At 38.3% G+C, this 19,429-nt stretch carries 19 protein-coding genes; 17 read left to right on the forward strand and 2 right to left on the reverse strand.

Translation table 11 applies throughout. From position 1 onward, the window contains the following. The first annotated feature begins 139 nt into the window (after window positions 1-139). From M3225_RS10815 to M3225_RS10870, 12 genes are all read left to right on the forward strand, one after another. Window positions 140-778: a response regulator gene (locus M3225_RS10815; RefSeq protein WP_251394380.1), complete on the forward strand. Its 639-nt coding sequence runs from the start codon at window positions 140-142 to the stop codon at window positions 776-778. Between the two features lie 4 nt (window positions 779-782). Then, a complete protein-coding gene (locus tag M3225_RS10820; RefSeq protein ID WP_251393270.1) occupies window positions 783-1,904 on the forward strand; it encodes a sensor histidine kinase in 1,122 nt (373 codons plus the stop codon). A 101-nt stretch (window positions 1,905-2,005) separates the two neighbouring features. Further along, window positions 2,006-2,944, forward strand: a complete 939-nt coding sequence (locus M3225_RS10825; RefSeq protein WP_029322178.1) for an ABC transporter ATP-binding protein — start codon at window positions 2,006-2,008, stop codon at window positions 2,942-2,944. Between the two features lie 19 nt (window positions 2,945-2,963). Further along, window positions 2,964-4,070 carry an ABC transporter permease gene (locus tag M3225_RS10830; protein WP_251393271.1) on the forward strand — a complete coding sequence of 369 codons (1,107 nt, stop codon included), beginning with the start codon at window positions 2,964-2,966 and terminating at the stop codon, window positions 4,068-4,070. Window position 4,071: 1 nt separating this feature from the next. Then, on the forward strand, window positions 4,072-5,220 hold the full coding sequence (locus M3225_RS10835) for an ABC transporter permease (protein ID WP_251393272.1): 1,149 nt from the start codon (window positions 4,072-4,074) through the stop codon (window positions 5,218-5,220). Between the two features lie 246 nt (window positions 5,221-5,466). Further along, window positions 5,467-6,657 (forward strand): iron-containing alcohol dehydrogenase, encoded by a 1,191-nt coding sequence (locus tag M3225_RS10840; protein WP_251393273.1) that lies wholly within the window; start codon window positions 5,467-5,469, stop codon window positions 6,655-6,657. Between the two features lie 45 nt (window positions 6,658-6,702). Then, window positions 6,703-8,136, forward strand: a complete 1,434-nt coding sequence (locus tag M3225_RS10845; protein WP_116071817.1) for a GntP family permease — start codon at window positions 6,703-6,705, stop codon at window positions 8,134-8,136. A 149-nt stretch (window positions 8,137-8,285) separates the two neighbouring features. Next, complete coding sequence (locus M3225_RS10850; RefSeq protein ID WP_251393274.1) at window positions 8,286-8,618, forward strand: IDEAL domain-containing protein; 333 nt, start codon at window positions 8,286-8,288, stop codon at window positions 8,616-8,618. A 123-nt stretch (window positions 8,619-8,741) separates the two neighbouring features. Then, window positions 8,742-9,314, forward strand: coding sequence for a DJ-1/PfpI family protein (locus tag M3225_RS10855; RefSeq protein WP_251393275.1), 573 nt, complete (start codon window positions 8,742-8,744; stop codon window positions 9,312-9,314). A 72-nt stretch (window positions 9,315-9,386) separates the two neighbouring features. Beyond that, window positions 9,387-10,499: a CdaR family transcriptional regulator gene (locus M3225_RS10860; protein WP_251393276.1), complete on the forward strand. Its 1,113-nt coding sequence runs from the start codon at window positions 9,387-9,389 to the stop codon at window positions 10,497-10,499. 131 nt (window positions 10,500-10,630) lie between these two features. After that, window positions 10,631-12,043: a glycolate oxidase subunit GlcD gene (gene glcD / locus M3225_RS10865; protein ID WP_251393277.1), complete on the forward strand. Its 1,413-nt coding sequence runs from the start codon at window positions 10,631-10,633 to the stop codon at window positions 12,041-12,043. Next, on the forward strand, window positions 12,040-13,359 hold the full coding sequence (locus M3225_RS10870) for a (Fe-S)-binding protein (RefSeq protein WP_251393278.1): 1,320 nt from the start codon (window positions 12,040-12,042) through the stop codon (window positions 13,357-13,359). The genes glcD and M3225_RS10870 overlap by 4 nt, the downstream gene beginning before the upstream one ends. Window positions 13,360-13,388: 29 nt before the next feature. Here M3225_RS10870 and M3225_RS10875 read toward each other — a convergent pair whose 3' ends face one another. Further along, window positions 13,389-14,393 carry an LLM class flavin-dependent oxidoreductase gene (locus M3225_RS10875; RefSeq protein WP_251393279.1) on the reverse strand — a complete coding sequence of 335 codons (1,005 nt, stop codon included), beginning with the start codon at window positions 14,391-14,393 and terminating at the stop codon, window positions 13,389-13,391. A 234-nt stretch (window positions 14,394-14,627) separates the two neighbouring features. On the opposite strand from M3225_RS10875, the gene M3225_RS10880 reads away from it, so the two are divergent. The 4 genes from M3225_RS10880 (at window position 14,628) to M3225_RS10895 (ending at window position 17,791) form a co-directional block, all read left to right on the forward strand. Beyond that, window positions 14,628-15,263 carry a DUF1796 family putative cysteine peptidase gene (locus tag M3225_RS10880; protein ID WP_251393280.1) on the forward strand — a complete coding sequence of 212 codons (636 nt, stop codon included), beginning with the start codon at window positions 14,628-14,630 and terminating at the stop codon, window positions 15,261-15,263. Window positions 15,264-15,351: 88 nt separating this feature from the next. Beyond that, window positions 15,352-15,621 carry a hypothetical protein gene (locus M3225_RS10885; RefSeq protein ID WP_251393281.1) on the forward strand — a complete coding sequence of 90 codons (270 nt, stop codon included), beginning with the start codon at window positions 15,352-15,354 and terminating at the stop codon, window positions 15,619-15,621. Between the two features lie 99 nt (window positions 15,622-15,720). Then, window positions 15,721-16,125: a YkvA family protein gene (locus M3225_RS10890; RefSeq protein WP_251393282.1), complete on the forward strand. Its 405-nt coding sequence runs from the start codon at window positions 15,721-15,723 to the stop codon at window positions 16,123-16,125. Window positions 16,126-16,834: 709 nt separating this feature from the next. After that, window positions 16,835-17,791: an AEC family transporter gene (locus M3225_RS10895; RefSeq protein WP_251393283.1), complete on the forward strand. Its 957-nt coding sequence runs from the start codon at window positions 16,835-16,837 to the stop codon at window positions 17,789-17,791. Between the two features lie 71 nt (window positions 17,792-17,862). Here M3225_RS10895 and M3225_RS10900 read toward each other — a convergent pair whose 3' ends face one another. After that, a complete protein-coding gene (locus tag M3225_RS10900) occupies window positions 17,863-18,732 on the reverse strand; it encodes a LysR family transcriptional regulator (protein WP_251393284.1) in 870 nt (289 codons plus the stop codon). A 113-nt stretch (window positions 18,733-18,845) separates the two neighbouring features. Between M3225_RS10900 and M3225_RS10905 the strand changes: the two genes are divergently transcribed. Beyond that, entirely contained in the window at window positions 18,846-19,427 is a 582-nt protein-coding gene (locus M3225_RS10905) for a non-oxidative hydroxyarylic acid decarboxylases subunit B (protein ID WP_016764386.1), read from the forward strand. The last annotated feature ends 2 nt before the right edge of the window (window positions 19,428-19,429 follow it).

Genomic DNA, 19,429 nt, shown 5'->3' on the forward strand with positions numbered 1-19,429 from the left:
TACTCTTTTTTAATGCTTAGAAAAGACTGCAAACTATCGCATTGAACTTTTGGTTTATTATGGCTACAATAAATGAGAAGCATGCTGATGGATGTTAAAGAAGGATGTGAAAAAAGGTGAGGTGTTCTCACTTACAGAAATGAAAATTACTATTATTATTGCAGATGATAATTCGTTTATTCGAGAAGGAATGAAAATTATCCTAAATACATACGAGGAATTCGACGTTGTGGCTACTTTAAAAGATGGTCAGGAAGCCGTTCAATATTGCAAAAATCATTCCGTAGATATTGCATTGTTAGATGTAAGAATGCCTGTTATGGACGGTGTGGAGGCTACAAAGCTTATTTCAGAGTCTACGAAAGCAAAGCCGCTTATTTTAACTACGTTTGATGACGATGAATATATTATTGATGCTGTAAAAAACGGGGCTAAAGGCTACTTGTTAAAAAATACAGAACCAGAGCGTATTCGAGACGCAATCAAAAGTGTCTTCAACGGACATACGGTTCTTCAAGATGTTGTGCTTGATAAGATTAAATCAAGTTTAAACGCTACATCTGAGCGCGAGTCCAAAGCGGATATGACACAGTTTACAGAGCGTGAAACAAGCATTATGACGCTGATTGCCAAGGGGCTTTCAAATAAAGAAATTTCTAAAACACTTTTTATTTCAGAAGGTACCGTAGCAAACTATATTAGTTCGATTTTAAGTAAAACGGGACTCGAACATCGCACTCAAATTGCTATTTATTATTTAACCGGTAAAGGAAAGTAGGGCTATGGAAGTTGGACTAATGATGACTAAGCTCATCCTCATGCTGTTTTTGGCTATTACGTACATTCAGTTTAATTATGTACACTCGATCTCAGCTATTGTTTTAGCACTTCTTCTTTACAGCTGTTTTAATATTGCCGCATCTATTGTGAAAAAAAGCGCGTTCAAGCGCATGTATGCTGTTATCTCTATTGCCCTTATCCTATATTGTGCGTATAAGCTTCACCCTTTGTTTTTTCTTCTTTTGCCGCTAAACCTTTGTGAACTTATTGGAGAATCAGTCGCAAAAAAATGGATGGTGCTGCTGGTTGTTTTGCTTCCAGCGCTGATTGTTCCCTCTGATATTAGCGCGCTGTATGCTTTAGTCGCTGCGTTTACTTTCTTTATTTATACAGGAGTAACCATTTATCAAAAACGGACAATCAATTATGAACAAAAGCTCGATGAAATGAGAGTAAGTATGCAAAAACTGCAAAAGCACGTAAATGAAAATAAGGAGTATGTGAGACAGTCTCAATATGCTTCAAAATTAGAAGAGCGAAATCGACTATCGCAGGAAATTCATGATAAAATTGGTCATTCAATGACAGGGGCGCTTATTCAAATGGAGGCAGCAAAGCACGTAATGAAGCAAGATGAAGAAAAAGCGCTGTCTCTTCTTCAAAATGCGATTACGATTTCCAAAGAAGGCATTGAAGAAATTAGGTTAACGTTAAAAAGTATAAAGCCTCCAGCTGAGCAAATAGGAATCAGCAGGCTCAAATTATTTATTGGTGAATTTGAGGCCAAACATAGTATAGCAATGCCTCTTGTATACAAAGGTAATTTAGATCTTATTACGCCTCTTCAGTGGAAAATTATCCAGGAAAATATGACAGAAGCTATTACAAATGCCTTAAAATATGCAGAAGCAACGATGATTGCCATTGAGCTTCATGTACTCAATAAAATGGTCAAAGTAGAAGTGAAAGACAATGGAAAAGGCGCTCTTTTGTTTCAAAAAGGACTTGGCATAGCAGGGATGGAAGAACGAGCTGCCTCAATTAACGGAACGGTGATTGTTGACGGGGCAAATGGATTTTCTGTTACAACACTGTTGCCGATAGATGAGAAACTTCATACATAAATAATGAGATTTCTCATGGAAAAAAGGTGAACTTATGCACTGACGTAAGTTTGCCTTTTTTTCATAAAATAAGGATATACCAACACACTAGAGGTGAGATGATGAACGTATTATCGATTCAAAAATTAACAAAGAAATTCGGAGATTTTATTGCAGTAGATAATTTATCTTTACAAGTAGAAGAAGGAGATATATTTGGATTTTTAGGAACAAACGGAGCAGGAAAAAGCACAACAATTCATATGGTGGCTAGTCTGCTTCAAAGCAACAGCGGCGATATTGAAGTGCTTGGGAAAAATATAAAGAAACATCGAAATTTTGCAAAGATGAACATTGGGATTGTTCCGCAAGACTTAGCGATTTATGAAGATTTAACAGCATATGAAAATGTGAAGTTTTTTGCAGGGCTTTACGGATTAAGAGGCTCATTGCTTAACGAACGAGTCGAAGAAGCTTTAGCGTTTGTAGGGCTTTTAGATAAACAAAAGGCATATCCGAAAAGTTTTTCAGGAGGTATGAAAAGAAGGTTAAATATCGCATGCGCAATTGCTCATCGCCCCAAGCTTATCATTATGGATGAACCGACGGTTGGCATTGATCCTCAGTCAAGAAATTATATTTTAACATCTGTAAAAAAGCTAAATGAGATGGGAAGCACGATTATTTATACGAGTCACTATATGGAAGAAGTAGAAGAGGTATGTACAAAGATTGCGATTATTGATCACGGCAAAATCATTGCTGAAGGAACAAAAGAGCAGCTGAAAGCTATTATTACCGATACAAAAGATATTTGGATTGAAGTAAAAGCAGCGGATGATATAGATTGCAGCGGTCTAAAAGAAATTCCCGGAGTAACAGCCGTTACGTATGAAGATGGAATCATTAAAATTAATTCAAGTGCAGAAGTGAATAACTTGAACAAAGTCATTCATTATTTAATGACCCACCATATCGAAATTAAAGCAGTTAAGGAACAAGCGCCAAATTTAGAGACGGTCTTTCTCACGTTGACAGGACGCAGTCTAAGAGATTTATAAAAGAAAGGAGGAATAACGAATGAATGTTATTGCAATTGCTTTGAAAGAAATGAAAAGTGATCTGCGAGATAAGCGTGCCTTTATCTTTATGATTCTCTTTCCGTTAGCTCTTGTCCTTATTTTAGGAACAGCTTTGTCTCAAGCTTTTAATAACGACATGACGATAGACGACAGTTACGTTCTATACAAAATGGACACAAGTAATGAAGCATCTGCTGCTTTTGAGCAGTTTGCTGCAAACGCAGAAAAATCTGGCATTCACTTTAAAGCGCTGAAAAAAAATCAGGATGGAAAAAAAGAAGTAAAAGAGCAGCGCTATACAGCCTATGTAGAAGTGAAAGACCAAGGAATTCATCTCTACGGAAATGAAGAAAACAGCATTGAATTTAACATGGTGCAAGGTATGTTAAGTACGTTTGTTGATAAGTACAATGTGGCTATGGAAGTGGCAAAAGTAAACCCTCAGCAAGTGGAGAATCTGCTACGTGCGTCTAAGCATGACTATATTCAAGAAACATCCCTTCATTCTCAAAAACAGCCAAATTCAATAGACTACTACGCCATTTCAATGACAACCATGATTGTTTTGTACGGATCTATCTCAGCGAGTTATTTAATTAGAGGAGAGCGTATGCGAAATACAGCCAATCGATTAGTAGCCGCTCCGATAAAAACCGCTGAAATTTTTGTAGGGAAAATTTTAGGTACTGTTTTGGTTCACTCGATTTGTGTATTAGTCGTGATTGTGTCGACTAAATACTTTTTTGATGCCAACTGGGGAGATCATTTACTTTTAGTACTGTTGATGTTATTATCTCAAATTCTTTTTGCCATTAGTTTTGGGATAGGAGTTAGCTACCTTACTAAGACAGAAGCGGCGGCAAGAGCGATCATCATGGTTGTTATTCAAGTGTCTTGTATTGTGGGAGGAACCTATTTTCAAAATGGATCTGGAGATGGCTTCGTCAATGTATCACCTTTAACTTGGATGAATAATGGACTTATTAAATTGATTTATACAAATGATATTGGCGCTTCTCTTCCAGTTATTGGGTTGAATGTAGGCTTCTCTATTTTATTCTTGGGCATAGCAATTGTGCTTTTGAGAAAGAGAGAGGGGTTATAACATGAAAAATATCATGTGGCTTGTAACAAATATGCTGAGAAATATGCTGATTAGAAACAAAAGAACGCTTGTGCTTGTCATTGGTTTGCCTATTGCAGGTATTTTAATGTCCGTTCTTATTTATGGAAATGCAGGAGGAGCTTCGGTGAATATCGGAGTTGTCAATCACGACTCAACGGATATCACAAAAGATACTGTTCAGTTTTTAAAAGGGCTGCACAAAACAAATGTCAAAATGTTGACCGACAAAGAAGTGGATCATGAAATTACTTCAAAACAAATTGATGCTGTTATTACCTTTGAAAAAGGGTTTTCTGAAAGCGTCAAAGCGAACAAACCAGATCATATTACAATTACTTCAATAAAAGGAGCAGAAGTAACGAGCTTTATTAAGTCTTATTTGTATCAATATATTGATAATATTTCTGCGCTTAATCAAGCAGCTGACGGCAACGATGCTGCGTTTAAACAAATGTATGAGAGCTATCAAAAAGCGCCATTTCACGTGTCTACGCATGCACTTGAAGACAAAGGAACCGATCAAAACATTGTCAAGCAGACAATTGGGTATTTAATTATGTTTATGCTTTTTTCTGCGGTGAATCTATCGGCTCTTATCACAAAAGAAAAAGAGCAGCGAACGTATTTTAGACTGTTAGCTTCGCCAGTTAGCGCAAGGCAATACGTGATATCCAATGTTATTACAAACATGATTTTATTAACTTTACAAGTAATGATTACACTTGTTTGTATTACGTCTCTTTTCCATGTAGATATGAACATTCCCGTGTGGCAGCTATTTTTTATTTTAGTTCTGTTTGGGCTAGTAGCCATCGGCTTGTCGCTTGTGATTATTGCTTTTACAGAAAGTTCAAAAGCAGCGAACGGTCTTCAGACGCTTATTATTACGCCAACTTGTTTACTGTCCGGATGCTTTTTCCCGCCTGAATTTATGCCGGATGTGATGCGGAAAATAGCCGATTTTCTTCCTCAAACGTGGGTGCTAAGTACGTTAAAAAGTGTTCAACAAGGAGCTGCTTTAAGCAGCCTATGGTTAAACATCAGCATTTTACTAGCATTTGCACTCGTTTTTTTCCTGCTGTCTATTTATAAATTAAATCGAAATAATACTGTTCAAAAGTTTATTTAAATGATAAAGTCAGAGAATACCTCTGGCTTTTTTTGTAATTTTTAAAAAATTACAAAAAAAGATTGAAAAATATAAGATGAAATTTTAGAATGAAAGAGGAAAGGGGTATATAAAAAGAGAATAAATAGGGGAGAAAAACGAAGTTCATGTTGGTTTTCTTGCACAAATAAATGAAATCGCTTACATAAGTCAGCATGAAAATACGGAAGGAGAGATTGTCAGCGAGAAAACAAAGGAGGAAAAACAGTGGCAATTTATGAATTACTTGTACCACGCACGGTTTTATACGGAGAAGGATCATTTTCTAAAATTGGCAAGCAGTCTGCACTGCTTGGAACAAAGGCATTGCTTATAAGTGATGACATTATGGTGAAAGCAGGCAATGTAGAAACTTGCCGTCGTTACTTAGCAGAGGCTGGCATGGACTGTGCCGTGTATACAGGCGTAAATTCAGAGCCAACGGATATTCATCTAGATGAAGCGCTTGCCGTATGTAAAACGGAGCAGTGCGACGTGGTTATTGCTTTAGGTGGAGGCAGCTGTATCGATACTGGAAAAGCGGTTGCCGTTATGATGACTAATGAAGGGCATCTACGCACGTATTTTCAAAAGCAACAAGATTTTCAAGATACCCCTCTTCCTTTGGTTGCGGTGCCTACGACTGCCGGAACAGGCTCAGAAGTGACTAAAGCGACGGTTATTACAGACACGGCGTACGATGTGAAAATGATGCTCGCAAGGCCTCAATTATTGCCTGATACAGCTATTGTTGATCCGTTATTAACGCTATCATGTCCGAAACACGTGACAGCAGCTACAGGAATTGATGCACTCAGTCATGCAGTTGAAGCTTATTTATCTAGAAAAGCACATCCTTTTACAGATTCACTTGCGCTTCAAGCAATTGAGTTAATTATGAAAAATATTCGTCTTGTGTACAGAAATGGAGAAAATGTTCAAGCAAGAAACGAAATGGCATATGCTTCTATGTTGGCAGGAATGGCGTTTTCAAATTCATCCGTTGCTCTAGTACACGGTATGTCAAGACCTATTGGCGCGTTATTCCATGTGCCGCACGGTATTTCTAATGCGATGCTCCTACCTGCGGTTTTGGACTATACAAAAGAAGCCTCGATAGATCGTTTAGGTGAAATAGGACAAGCTCTTTTTCCAAATGTATCATATACGAAAAAAGAAGGAGCAGATGTGTTAATTGAAGCCATTAAGCAGCTTTGTATAGATTTAGACATTCCTAATCTTCAATCGTGGGGCATTGATCGACAGCTATTTTACACGGCGGTTGAGAAAATGGCAGCAGATGCGATTCAAAGCGGAAGTCCTGCTAACCATCCGGTTGTACCGACGGCAGAAGAAATTATCCAGCTTTATTACACGTGCTATGAATATGAGTTTGAGTCTGCAATTTATAAAAAATAAGATAAATTCAAGACAAATTGAATGAGGGATGAAAGGGGAAACGTTATGGATTTGCTGATTATTTTGCTGTCTCTGGGGCTTTTGATGCTGGTTGCTTACCGCGGATTTTCAGTTATTTTGTTTGCTCCGCTTTGTGCGCTGCTAGCCGTTATTTTAACGGAACCAAGCTATGCCCTCCCGTTTTTCTCAAACGTTTTTATGGAGAAAATGGTTGGGTTTATTAAGAACTACTTCCCTGTCTTTCTATTAGGAGCTGTCTTTGGGAAGATGGTTGAAATGTCTGGAGTCGCTGAGTCGATTGCAAAAACAATTGTTAAAGTAGTAGGTGCTAAACGTGCGATCTTGGCTATTGTTTTGATGGGGGCAATCTTAACCTACAGCGGAGTAAGTTTATTTGTTGTTGCGTTTGCAGTTTATCCGTTTGCGGCTAACTTATTCCGCGAAGCGAATATTCCAAAACGATTAGTACCGGGAACGATTGCATTAGGAGCCATTTCGTTTACCATGGATGCACTTCCAGGTACACCGCAAATTCAAAACGTTATTCCAACGACTTTTTTTAAAACAGACATCTATGCTGCTCCCACACTAGGGATTATCGGATCGGTTATTGTCTTTAGCTTAGGTCTTTGGTATTTAGAAAGCCGAAGTAAAAAAGCAAGAAAAGCTGGAGAAGGCTACTATGGATTTAATAATGAACTAGCGGCTGCTGCAGAACTAGAAAAAGAGTCTGTACCTTCTACGACACCCGACTATGAACCTAGCGTAGCAAGACAGATTCTTGCATTTGTTCCTCTTGTGCTTGTAGGGGTTGCGAACAAATTTTTTACTGTTTCTATTCCAAAATGGTATCCCGATGGTTTTGATTTTGCCAAAATTGGCCTTGAAGCTTTCGGAAAAGTAGATTTGACTGCAGTTGTCGGTATTTGGTCAGTGGAGTTGGCGCTTGTTATTGGAATTATTACAACGATTGCGTACGACTGGAAGAGAGTGACCACCGGTTTCCAAGCAGGTCTTAATGCAAGTATTGGCGGAGCGCTTCTCGCTGCGATGAACACGGGAGCTGAGTACGGCTTTGGAGGCGTTATTTCATCTCTTCCTGGCTTTGCAACCGTTCGTGATGGTATTTCACATACGTTTACAAATCCGCTTGTCAATGGAGCCGTCACCACAAACATTTTAGCGGGTATTACAGGCTCTGCTTCTGGAGGTATGGGAATTGCGCTTAGTGCAATGGGAGATAAGTATGTAGAAGCTATTAATCAGTACAACATTCCTCCCGAAGTTATGCACAGAGTTGTAGCGATGGCATCAGGCGGTATGGATACGCTTCCTCATAACGGAGCCGTTATTACCCTTCTTGCAATTACGGGGTTAACACACAAACAGTCCTACCGAGATATTTTTGCCATCACTGTTATAAAAACGCTTGCATGTTTCTTAATCATTGGAATCTACAGTTTAACTGGACTAGTATAAAAAATAAAAAGACAAGTTCGTAAGAGCTTGTCTTTTTGCTATAAAACAGATTCTTTGACTTTCTAAACTGTAAGTATTATGATTACACTACTTTCTACAATACTATATGCCGTTACATTAACTTTTAGCATGTTTATGAAGAAAGGAGAATGACTGTGAAGCTATTTGAAGAGAATTTAAAAGTAGGCGACTGGGTCAAAGGAAAGTCTCGTGATGGGGAACTTATATATGGATATATTAAAACGATTAATCCGTCTAAAAAAGCAGCACTAATCAATGTTGTGAAAAGTGATGATAAAAAAATGGTGGGGACAACCATTGGCATGATGGATGAAAAAATAGAGAAGCTGCCCCTTCAAAAAACGGCGCACGAAGAGCAGATTTCTTCATTGATTGATCTCGCGCTGCTAACGAAAGACGAAGCTTGGTTTATCGAATTAACAGCTGAATTAAAAAGATTACAAGATAAAAAGCAAGGCTGACATCCCTGATAAAGGAATGAAGGCCCTGTTTTTTTTTATTATTCATATAAGGAAAAGCAGGAATGGAAAGCAGCTGGAGAGAAGAAGTAAATGACGACATTAAGAAAGAAAAGGTGATGAAAGATGAGTAAACGAATCTTAATTTTAACAGGAGATGCCGTGGAAGCTTTAGAAGTTTTCTATCCGTATTATCGCTGTTTAGAAGAAGATATTCAGTGTACCATTGCTTCCCCCGTGAAAAAGAAGCTCCAAACGGTTGTTCATGATTTCCTTCCAGAAATGGAAACATTCACAGAGAAAACAGGATATAAAATTGATTCTCACGCTTCTGTAGATGAAGTTGATCCCGCTGATTATGATGGACTTATTATTCCTGGAGGACGGGCGCCTGAATACATTCGACTGAACACAAAAGTTCGGGAAATTACCGCTCATTTTTTAAAAGAAAACAAACCTTTAGGCGTTATTTGTCATGGTCAGCTCGTGTTAACGACGGTTAGAGAGTACCTGCAAGATAGAGAAGTAACAGCGTATCCTGCTTGTCGTCCGGAAGTAGAAGCGGCGGGTGCTGTGTTTATTGAACAGACGCTTCACGTAGACAGAAACTTAGTAACAGGACAAGCTTGGCCAGATTTACCTAAATTTATGAAAGAATTTTTTAAAGTACTGAAAAAAGCTGAAAAAGTGAACGCATAATAAAAAAAGGCGGGCTGAGAGAAAACGATTCTTTCAGCTCTTTTAAATGATCGTAGATGAGGTGTAAACAACGTGCAGCTAGTGTCTGAACTATCGAAAAAAATTATAAAAGAAGTGCAGCTTGTGATGAAAGAACATGTGATTGTAACGGATCCACGTGGAATTATTATTGCGTCAACAGAAGAAAAGCGGGTTGGTTTTTTTCATGAAGGCGCGTGGAACGTGATGCAAAGAAAGCAAAAACTATATATCTCCAAAAAAGAGGCAGCGGATTTAAAAGGAGTTAAGCCAGGCATTAACTTGCCTATCAGTTATCAAGGAGACATTATTGGCGTTATTGGCATTACAGGTACTCCAGAAGCTGTTGAGCCTTTTGCAGACATTATTCGAAGATTAACAGAGTTAATTATTCGCGAAGCATACTATATAGAAGCGAAGGAATGGGAAAATAAAGGAGTGGAAGCTTTTTTTCGCGAATGGATTTATAGCCAGCAAGTAGATGCAGAATTTATTGAACGAGGCCATATTTTAGGAGTACAAGTAGACAGTTCTTATTGCTGTACGCTGTTTCAATTTGACTCATCTCTTTCGAAAAATAAGCAGCAGCAAGTCCAAGAAATGATCCGCTACTGGTTTGAAAGTCATAAAGATGAAGGGGGTTATATCGCAAGTTGGGGATACGATCGCTTGCTTTTACTTAAAGAGGCTGTAGGTGAAAAGGAAAGAAAAGGATTTAAAGAAGAATTGAAAAAATGTCAGCAGTACATTCAAGCAAACAACCAAGTTATGATAACCATTGGCGTCGGAAAGCCAGCGGAGCAATTTGATTTGCATGCTTCATATGAAGAAGCGAAAAAAGCGCTTAAAGTGGCTTCGAAACGTCAAACCGTCGTTTTTTACGAGGAACTGCTGATGGACATGATTTTAGAAGACGTTTCTGAACCCGTAAAAAAGGAATTCTTGAGTCGAGTGCTTTCCTCCATTCAAAAAGAAAAAGAGCTTCTCGAAACGCTGAAGTGCTATTTGGCCAATGATCAATCATTAAAAAGAACGGCGCTTGATTTACATATTCATATCAACACGCTTCATTACCGCTTGAAGCAAATGAAAGAACTAACAGACATTGATCCAAAAAGCGTAAAGGGTCTCACGCTTTTTTACCTTGCGCTGTCTCTACTAGAGTAAAGTGCGCCCTTCATTAGATAAACATACAAAAAACGAGTTTTTAAAGCGGCTTTTTTTAGTCTTTTATCCATAGTCCCTCGTTGCTTCTGCAACTATAATAAGATTAAGAGATACATATAAGGAGGAACGTTATGCTTAATGAACGAACAAAAGCAAAGCTCGTTGAAGTTGTAGGGTCAGCCAATTTTCAAGATAGCAGTGAAGCAAGACTCGTGTATTCTTATGACGCAACACCTAACTTTCAATCGCTTCCTGACGCGGTTATTATGCCCGAAGACAAAGATCAAGTGAAAAGGATTTTAACGATATGCAATGAAGATCATGTTCCTATTGTTCCAAGAGGTTCAGGTACAAATTTAAGCGCAGGAACGTGTCCAACACAAGGTGGAATTGTTCTTACATTTAACCGAATGAATAAAATTTTGGAAATTGATGAAGACAATTTAACCGTTACCGTTCAGCCAGGCGTTATCACGTTAGATTTAATTAACGCTGTGGAGGCAAAAGGTTTATTTTATCCTCCTGATCCAAGCTCTATGAAAATATCAACCATTGGAGGAAACATCAATGAATGCTCGGGAGGATTACGAGGCTTAAAATACGGCGTGACAAAAGATTACGTTCTTGGTCTTGAAGTAGTTCTTGCAAACGGAGACTGCATTAAGACGGGAGGCAAGCTGGCTAAAGATGTAGCTGGATACGATTTAACGAACTTGTTTGTCGGTTCTGAAGGAACGCTTGGTGTTGTGACAGAAGCGGTTTTAAAGCTCATTCCAATACCCGAAACAAAACAAACCCTGCTCGCACTGTTTGAAGACATGGATGCAGCTGCTAAGACAGTTTCAGCTATTATTGCGCATAAAATTATTCCAGCTACGCTCGAATTTTTAGATCAGCCGACGTGCGAAGTAGTAGAAGATTTTGCACAAGTTGGGCTCCCAACAGATGTAAACGCTGTCTTATTGATTGAACAAGATGGCCCACCAGAAGTAGTGAATCGCGATATTGAAATGATTTCACGCATCTGCAGAGAAGGAAACGCTGTATCCGTAAAAGTAGCGGCTTCACAAGCAGAAGCAGAAGCTTTAAGTACAGCCAGAAGATCAGCCCTTTCTGCTTTAGCGCGAATGAAGCCAACGACAATTTTAGAAGATGCAACTGTCCCTAGGTCTAAAATTAGTAAAATGGTAAAAGCGATTAACGAAATTGCCGTAAAATATAACGTTAAGATCTGTACGTTTGGTCATGCGGGAGATGGCAACCTGCATCCAACTTGTTTAACGGATGCACGTGACGAAGAAGAGCTTCAGCGCGTCGAACAAGCTTTTGAAGAAATTTTTCACAAAGCCATTGAGCTTGGAGGAACGATTACGGGTGAACACGGAGTCGGAGAAATGAAAGCACCGTATTTGGCGTTAAAAATGGGCGGAGAAGGAGTAGCTGCGATGAAAGCAATCAAGTATGCTTTGGACCCGCAAGGAATTATGAATCCAGGGAAAATTTTCGCTAAAGATACGAGAAAAAGAGTGGTGGTTCGTTCATGACGGCAACAAAAGACATTCAGCAAGCGTTCAAAGAACGGTTAGATTATGACGAGTTAATGAATTGTATGAGATGCGGTTTTTGTTTGCCTAGCTGTCCTACGTATGGACAAACGAATCAATATGAAGCAGCGTCACCGCGCGGGAGAATTGCTTTAATGAAAGGAGTGGTAGACGGGCTCATTGAACCTGATGAATCCGTTGAAAAACAATTGAATCTTTGCCTTGGCTGCCGAGCATGTGAGCCTGTTTGTCCTTCGGGTGTGAAGTACGGACATTTATTAGAAGAAGCGCGTGATATTATCCAGCAGAAAAAAAGACATAAATGGCCGGTAAAAGCGCTCAGACATATGGTGTTTGAGCAGCTTTTTCCACATAAAGAACGATTAAAAAATGTACATTCTCTGCTTGCTTTCTATCAAAGAAGCGGCTTGCAAAAAGCGGTTCAAAAAACAAATATATTAAATGTCCTGCCCGGTAATCTAGCACAAATGGAAAAAACGCTTCCACCTGTGCCAACTAAAAAAGAAATGAAAGAACGGCCTTTTTTATTTGAAGCAGAAGGAACAGCAGAGCGGACGGTTGCTTTTTTTACAGGGTGTTTAATGGATACGATGTTTATGGAAACGAACAACGCAACGATTGCGCTTTTACAAAAAGCAGGGTGTAAGGTCGTAATACCAGAGGTGCAGACGTGCTGTGGGGCACTGCATGCGCACGGAGGAGAAAAGGATCAAGCAAAGAAGTTAGCGAAGCAAAATATTATGGCGTTTGAATCCATTCAAGCGGATGATATTGTTCTTAATGCAGGAGGCTGCGGTGCGCTGTTAGTGGAATACGATCATTTATTAAAAGATGAACCGGAATGGAAAGAAAGAGCAGAGGCTTTTGCTGCAAAAGTTAAAGATTTTTCAGAGATTTTATTGCAGCAGCAGTTTGTGGAAAAACAAAAGTTATCGCTTCCAAGTCAAATTATTACGTATCAAGACTCGTGTCATTTGAGAAACGTGATGAAAACGTCCAGCGCACCGAGAAAACTAATTCAAGTGATTAACGGATCGGTGTTTAACGAAATGGAAAATGCGGATCATTGCTGTGGCTCAGCTGGTATTTATAACTTAACGGAACAAGAGATGTCCATGCAAATTTTGGATTACAAAATGGAAAAAGTGAAAGAAACGCATGCACATACGATTGTAACGGCAAACCCGGGTTGTCTCATTCAAATGAAGCTAGGCGTAGTCAGAGAAGGAGTAGAAGGAAGTGTAAGAGCCGTTCATCTTGCAGATTTACTTCTTGAAGCAGTGGAAAGTAAATAAAAAAGGCCGGACACGTCCGGCCTTTTTTATTATTTGAACAGCTGAGAAACAATTTCGTACGAACGAAGGCGAGCTTTATGATCGTAAATTTGAGCGTTAATCATAAGTTCATCTGCTTCTGTTTCTTCAATAAACTGTTCAAGCTTGACTTTAATCGTCTCAGGGCTTCCGACAATGGAAGAGCCCAGTTGCTGTTGAAGAGAAGCTTTTTCAAAGTCAGTCCATAGTTCATCCATATTATCCACAGGAGCTTTTAGTTTACCCGGTGTGTTTCGAATTAAATTTAGAAACTGCTGCTGCATAGAAGTAGCCAAGCGTTCAGCCTCTCTATCTGTATCAGCAGCAATTACGTTTACACCTAACATCGCATATGGTTTCTCTAACACGTCAGAAGGCTTAAAATAACGACGATACATGTTAAGAGCTGTCATTGTATTATTAGGTGAAAAGTGACTTGCAAATGAAAATGGCAAACCTAGCTGTGCCGAAAGCTGTGCGCTAAAACCGCTTGAGCCAAGCAGCCAAATCGGAATATTTAACCCTTGACCGGGAACAGCTTTAACGCGCAACTGACTTTCTGAAGCAGGTTTAAAGTATTCCTGTAGTTCAGCTAGCTGTTCTGGGAAGTCACTGCCGTCGCTTCTGCGGTCACGTCGCAGCGCCTGTGCTGTCAGTTGATCTGTCCCAGGCGCTCTTCCTAAGCCTAAATCAATACGCCCTGGAAATAGTGATTCAAGCGTTCCGAAGTGCTCAGCAATAACAAGCGGAGAATGGTTAGGAAGCATAATACCACCAGAGCCTACGCGAATGCGTGACGTGCCTGCAGCTACATGACCAATTACAACAGATGTAGCGGAGCTTGCAATGCCTGTCATATTATGATGTTCAGCTAGCCAGTAGCGGTTATACCCCCATTTTTCAGCGTGCTGAGCTAAGTCTAATGTATTTCTAAGTGAGTCAGATACAGTTCCTCCTTCAACTACAGGAGAAAGATCCAATACGGAAATCGGAATATCTTTTAATTCTTTACTCATCAATTTCATCTTCTTTCTTTAAAGACTTCATAGGCCTTGTTATTTCAATGGAATACAAGTATTTTAACAATAATCTTTCGAGTTCCAAAATATTTTGCTTCGGTTGTTTTCCTTTAACTCATTACTTTTTTATTACACAAGCTCCCAAGAAGCAAAAAGCTTGTACGATATAAGGCAGAAGCCGCCTCTTTCTATAAAACGCTGTCATATTTTATAGTAGAAGGGAGGAAGAATATGGTTACTTTAAGTGAACTAAAAAGCAAACGGTACGATATGATATACAGTTTAGGCTATAACTGTTTTCCAGGGATATACATGAAAAAATATTCTTTGCGAAAACAAGCCGGCGTGATTGATTGGTGTATTAGTATTTCTCTTTCTCATGTAAATCTGCTGTTGAAAAACCGCTGTAAAGATTTATTTTTATATGAACACTTAACCTATATAAGTTCTTTCGGAGATGGTTCCACGCTTAGACTGCGTGATAAGGTGTATCAAATTGATTCTGCTCATGATTTTCCGTCGTCTATTAATACAGAAGATAACTGGCTTTCGTATAATGAAGTCAAAAAAAAGTATGAGCGGAGAACGGAGCGGTTTTTAACGTCGATGGAGACCAGTTCTTGTATATTGTTTATTCGTATGGGTGGAACGTATGAAGAAGCGAAAGAATTAGAGCATATCTTAAAGGGAATGGTCAAAAACGATTTCTATATACTTCTGCTTACGAACAGTGAAAAAGAACTTTTGTCCGAAGCTAATTGGGACTTGCCGTATACGTGTGTCTTATATGCACCTATTTTTTCAATGGACGTACTGGGCGATGATAAAGTATGGGAAGAGCTCTTAAGCGGGCTTGTTATAAAATAAAAGGAACTCTTTTTGCGTAATAAGAGAATGAAAGAGCTCGTTTTTTTCATAGACTTTGTTATATCTGTTTATCAAAGGAGATGAAAAGATGGAATCCAATGTGCGGAAGGCAATAAAGGAAATTGTATGGCTGCTACTAGAACAAGACCAGCGCTGGAACGAGTATTTAGTACAGCTGGAGGAAGTGGATTTGAATAGTTCCGCATATGAAGTTCTCAAACGGATGACGGGTAATTACGAAGTGCTGCTTGAACATATGGATCTGATTCAGCAGTTTGAAAGTCATTCTAAAAGTGAAACAGCGCTGAATGACTTAGTTACCATCGTTATGAAGCATTATTCGTTAAAAAATTCCTAAGCCTGCTTTGTGCAGGTTTATGGAGTTTAATCTCTCAATGGAATCCGGTAGAGATAATCGTTTATAATAAGTACATATGGTGATGAAAGGGTGATCGATATGGAAGAGAAACAAGAAATTGTACCCGTTCGTACAGAGGAAACAGCCAAATATTATTCGGAAGAAAAATTTTGGGACAAGCTTAAAAAGTTTGGTAAAAAAGCGGGAGCAAACGTTGTTTATGCCGTATTGCTTTTATACTACACGCTGCAAAAGCCAGATATTCCGCCAAAAGCAAAAGCAATTATTATAGGAGCATTAGGGTACTTTATTCTTCCTTTAGATTTAATTCCGGACTTTGCAGCAGGAATTGGGTTTACAGATGATTTAGGAGCTCTGGGGCTTGCTTTGATTCAAGTTGCCATGTACATTGATGAAAGTGTTAAACTAAAAGCAAAAGAAAAAATTAAAACGTGGTTTTCAGAGGAACACAATTTTTCTATTATTGATGCTAAAATAAAGTAACGTTATGATTTAAACGTAACGAATACTAAATAAAGTGAGCGAAAGAAGATGATAGGTGAATCATCTTCTTTTTAACCGGCAATATATAGGTCTTTATGATTATTTTTATCTATTTTATGTAAAAAAAGCAGGCTTAAAATATTTTTTTCATTAAAATTTTAAACAATGTAATTGAATAATCACCTTACAAATGTTAAGTTAAAACATGTTCATAAATTCGTCACAGAAAGCAATATACAAATACGTAAAATTGTTTGTAAAGACCTTGTGAAATTATGGAACTTTTTAACTGAGAGTTTCAAACTCTTAGAAATCATTCCTCGTCAATCAAAAGTAGCTTTCTTTCATCACAAGATTAAGCATCTTTCATTTGAAGGTGTTTCTTTCAGCTTAAGTAAGCTTGCAACATGATTGTATGACAAGTTTTTACTAGGGTTGTATAGTTACTATATTGTATGACAATTTTTGTGTGAGTTGATGTCAACTCAATGAACAGCCTCGAAGTAAATAAATGATTGCAGAAAAACAAAGTCCATGCGTTTTCATGAACCATTATACGTTACTTCATATTTGTAGAGATGTTTAGTAAAAGGGGAGATGAATGGCCTGACGTAAACAATATCCATAGACAAGCCTTAGAAAATAATTATCTTTCTAAGAAAGCAAAATTATATGATTGATTTTAATCTAAACAATGGAGTGTTCAAAAATGGAAATTAGTCAAATCTTTATTATTTTAACCCCAATCTTTTTTGTCATTTTGCTAGGTTATTTAGCAGGGTATTTTAAAAAGTTTGATGCAACGACATCTAAAGGGTTAAATACACTTGTAACAAAATTTGCGTTACCTGCACATCTATTCGTTGGTATTACGACAACATCAAAACAAACGCTTATTGAAAAGTGGCCGTTTTTACTAGCATTAGTTCTTGGTATTATTGGATTTTATGTTCTTTTCTTACTGGTTGCAAAATATGTATTCAAATACTCATTAACAGGCGCATCTATGTTCTCTTTAAACTCTACGCAGCCAACGTTTGCGTTTATGGGTATTCCAGTATTAGGTAGCTTGTTTGGTGCGGATGTAGTAGCAATTCCAATCGCTATTACGGGTATTGTAGTAAATGCTATGCTTGATCCTTTAGCCACTATTATTGGTACGGTTGGACAACGTGAAAAAAGCGAAGATGATTCAGAAGAAAGCTTATTTAAAGTAACGATCAAATCAATCTTACACGGTCTTTCTGAGCCGTTAGCCTGTGTTCCGTTGATCGCAGTAGTATTAGTATTATTCGGCTTCCAAGCGCCGGATTTATTATCAAGCAGCTTAGACCAAATTGGCTCAATTACATCTGGTGCGGCACTATTCGCAGTTGGGGTAACAATTGGTATTCGTAAAATTCAATTTAGCCCAGCGGCATTTGGTATTGCGATTTTAAAAGTTGCAATTCAGCCGCTTGTAATGTTAGGAATTGCAACAGCAATGGGCCTATCATCAGCTGACATCGTAAAATTAGTATTATTAGTAGCGTTCCCAGGTTCAGCTGTAGCAGCGATGATTTCAGTTCGCTTTGACAGCCTAGCTGGTGAAACAGCTTCAGCATTCGTACTTAGTGCCATCATGTCACTTGTTACATTACCGCTGTTAATTTCTTGGTTAATGTAATCACATATATGGATATAGAACATAAAAAAGGCTTTGCTAAAATAGCAAAGTCTTTTTTTATGCATCTATATTTAAAAAAGCTTTAAAAATTCTTGGGCGATTTTGGGAAGGTAACTGTCAGTACGCCAGGTAACTAAAGGCTCAATCACAAATGGATTATCTTCTATGTTTAAAATTTTAATATGTTCTAGCGAAAAAGAGGATAGCATTGAATAAGGGACAATGGCAGCACCAAGGCCACGACATACTAAATTAAGAAGCATGGCTGAATCATGACATTCACATAAAATATTGGGTGTTATATCCATTTTTTCAAATTCCGTCACAATACGATTATATATACTTATTTCCCGGTTTGAGCGAAGAAGAATAAGAGGGAGAGAAGCAATTTCGGCTACTGAAATCTTTTCTTCTGCATAACCGCTTTCTTTGGGAACGGCTACAACAAAGATATCTGGTGCAAGTGTTTTTGTTTTGACATGCTGATAAGGTAAGTCTGTAGTGGTGACCGCTACATCAATTTTTCCTTCCGTCAATAATTCGTTTAAATGAGCTGGTTCGTTTTCATAGATATTAAATGTACTGTTTGGATACTGTTTTTGGATAAGAGTTAGCTTATCGAGAACCGTTGATGCACAGTAGATTGTACATCCTACTTCAAGCTTTTCGTTTGTTACGTTTTTACATTCCTGCACTTCCAATACTGATTTTTCGACCCTTTGCACAATGTCTTTCGCTCGTTTTAAAAAAAGCTCTCCTTCTACTGTTAACAATAAGCGCTTGTTATTGTTTCGTTCAAAGAGCAAAAGGCCTAGCTCATTTTCGAGCTGCTTTAGCTGTCTGCTTAGAGGAGGCTGAGCCATGTGCAGACGCTTCGCCGCTTTGGTCACATTTAATTCTTCAGCTATGACAATAAAATAATGCAACTGTCTTAATTCCACTGTATTCAACTCCATACTTTAAAGGTATTATTATATACTTTATCAATATTTTAATTGTATGGAAAATAAGTGTAAAGTTAAATGTGTAACCAGAACAGAGAGGAGGAAGGGAAATGAAAATAGCTGTAGGAATAACGGGAGCCACGGGAGCTATTTTAGGTATTCGAATTTTAGAGCTGTTAAAGAAGGCTTCTGTTGAAACGCATTTAGTCATGTCGCCTTGGGCTCATGCCACAATTAAGCTGGAAACGTCCTATAGCGTTCAGCAAGTAGAAGCGCTAGCAGATTATTGCTATTCATATCAAGACCAAGCAGCAAAAATTTCAAGCGGTTCTTTTCGTATAGATGGAATGATTGTTAGTCCTTGCAGCATGAAAACATTAGCATCTATTCGAATGGGACTGGCAGATAACTTAATAGCGAGAACGGCAGATGTGATGTTAAAAGAGAGAAAGCCACTTGTGCTACTTCCTCGCGAAACGCCTTTAAATACAATTCATTTAGAAAACATGCTGGATCTTTCAAAAATGGGAGCTATCCTCGTGCCGCCTATGCCAGCTTTTTATAACAAACCTAAGACGATCGACGATATTGTCACACATATTGCTGTTCGAACGTTAGATCAGTTGGGAATTGAGCTTCCTGAAGCAAAAAGATGGCAAGGAATTAAACATTTATCACAAGGAGGAAAATAAAA

This window comes from Priestia aryabhattai, from assembly GCF_023715685.1.
In the GTDB taxonomy this organism is placed as follows: domain Bacteria; phylum Bacillota; class Bacilli; order Bacillales; family Bacillaceae_H; genus Priestia; species Priestia aryabhattai_B.

Coding starts and splice junctions, on each gene's coding strand:
- M3225_RS10870 (WP_251393278.1), top strand. CDS start 12,040: ATGACGGCAACAAAAGACATTCAGCAAGCGTTCAAAGAACGGTTAGAT.
- M3225_RS10850 (WP_251393274.1), top strand. CDS start 8,286: ATGACTGTGAAGCTATTTGAAGAGAATTTAAAAGTAGGCGACTGGGTC.
- M3225_RS10890 (WP_251393282.1), top strand. CDS start 15,721: ATGGAAGAGAAACAAGAAATTGTACCCGTTCGTACAGAGGAAACAGCC.
- M3225_RS10905 (WP_016764386.1), top strand. CDS start 18,846: ATGAAAATAGCTGTAGGAATAACGGGAGCCACGGGAGCTATTTTAGGT.
- M3225_RS10855 (WP_251393275.1), top strand. CDS start 8,742: ATGAGTAAACGAATCTTAATTTTAACAGGAGATGCCGTGGAAGCTTTA.
- M3225_RS10875 (WP_251393279.1), bottom strand. CDS start 14,393: ATGAGTAAAGAATTAAAAGATATTCCGATTTCCGTATTGGATCTTTCT.
- M3225_RS10820 (WP_251393270.1), top strand. CDS start 783: ATGGAAGTTGGACTAATGATGACTAAGCTCATCCTCATGCTGTTTTTG.
- M3225_RS10845 (WP_116071817.1), top strand. CDS start 6,703: ATGGATTTGCTGATTATTTTGCTGTCTCTGGGGCTTTTGATGCTGGTT.
- glcD (WP_251393277.1), top strand. CDS start 10,631: ATGCTTAATGAACGAACAAAAGCAAAGCTCGTTGAAGTTGTAGGGTCA.
- M3225_RS10835 (WP_251393272.1), top strand. CDS start 4,072: ATGAAAAATATCATGTGGCTTGTAACAAATATGCTGAGAAATATGCTG.
- M3225_RS10885 (WP_251393281.1), top strand. CDS start 15,352: ATGGAATCCAATGTGCGGAAGGCAATAAAGGAAATTGTATGGCTGCTA.
- M3225_RS10880 (WP_251393280.1), top strand. CDS start 14,628: ATGGTTACTTTAAGTGAACTAAAAAGCAAACGGTACGATATGATATAC.
- M3225_RS10895 (WP_251393283.1), top strand. CDS start 16,835: ATGGAAATTAGTCAAATCTTTATTATTTTAACCCCAATCTTTTTTGTC.
- M3225_RS10830 (WP_251393271.1), top strand. CDS start 2,964: ATGAATGTTATTGCAATTGCTTTGAAAGAAATGAAAAGTGATCTGCGA.
- M3225_RS10825 (WP_029322178.1), top strand. CDS start 2,006: ATGAACGTATTATCGATTCAAAAATTAACAAAGAAATTCGGAGATTTT.
- M3225_RS10815 (WP_251394380.1), top strand. CDS start 140: ATGAAAATTACTATTATTATTGCAGATGATAATTCGTTTATTCGAGAA.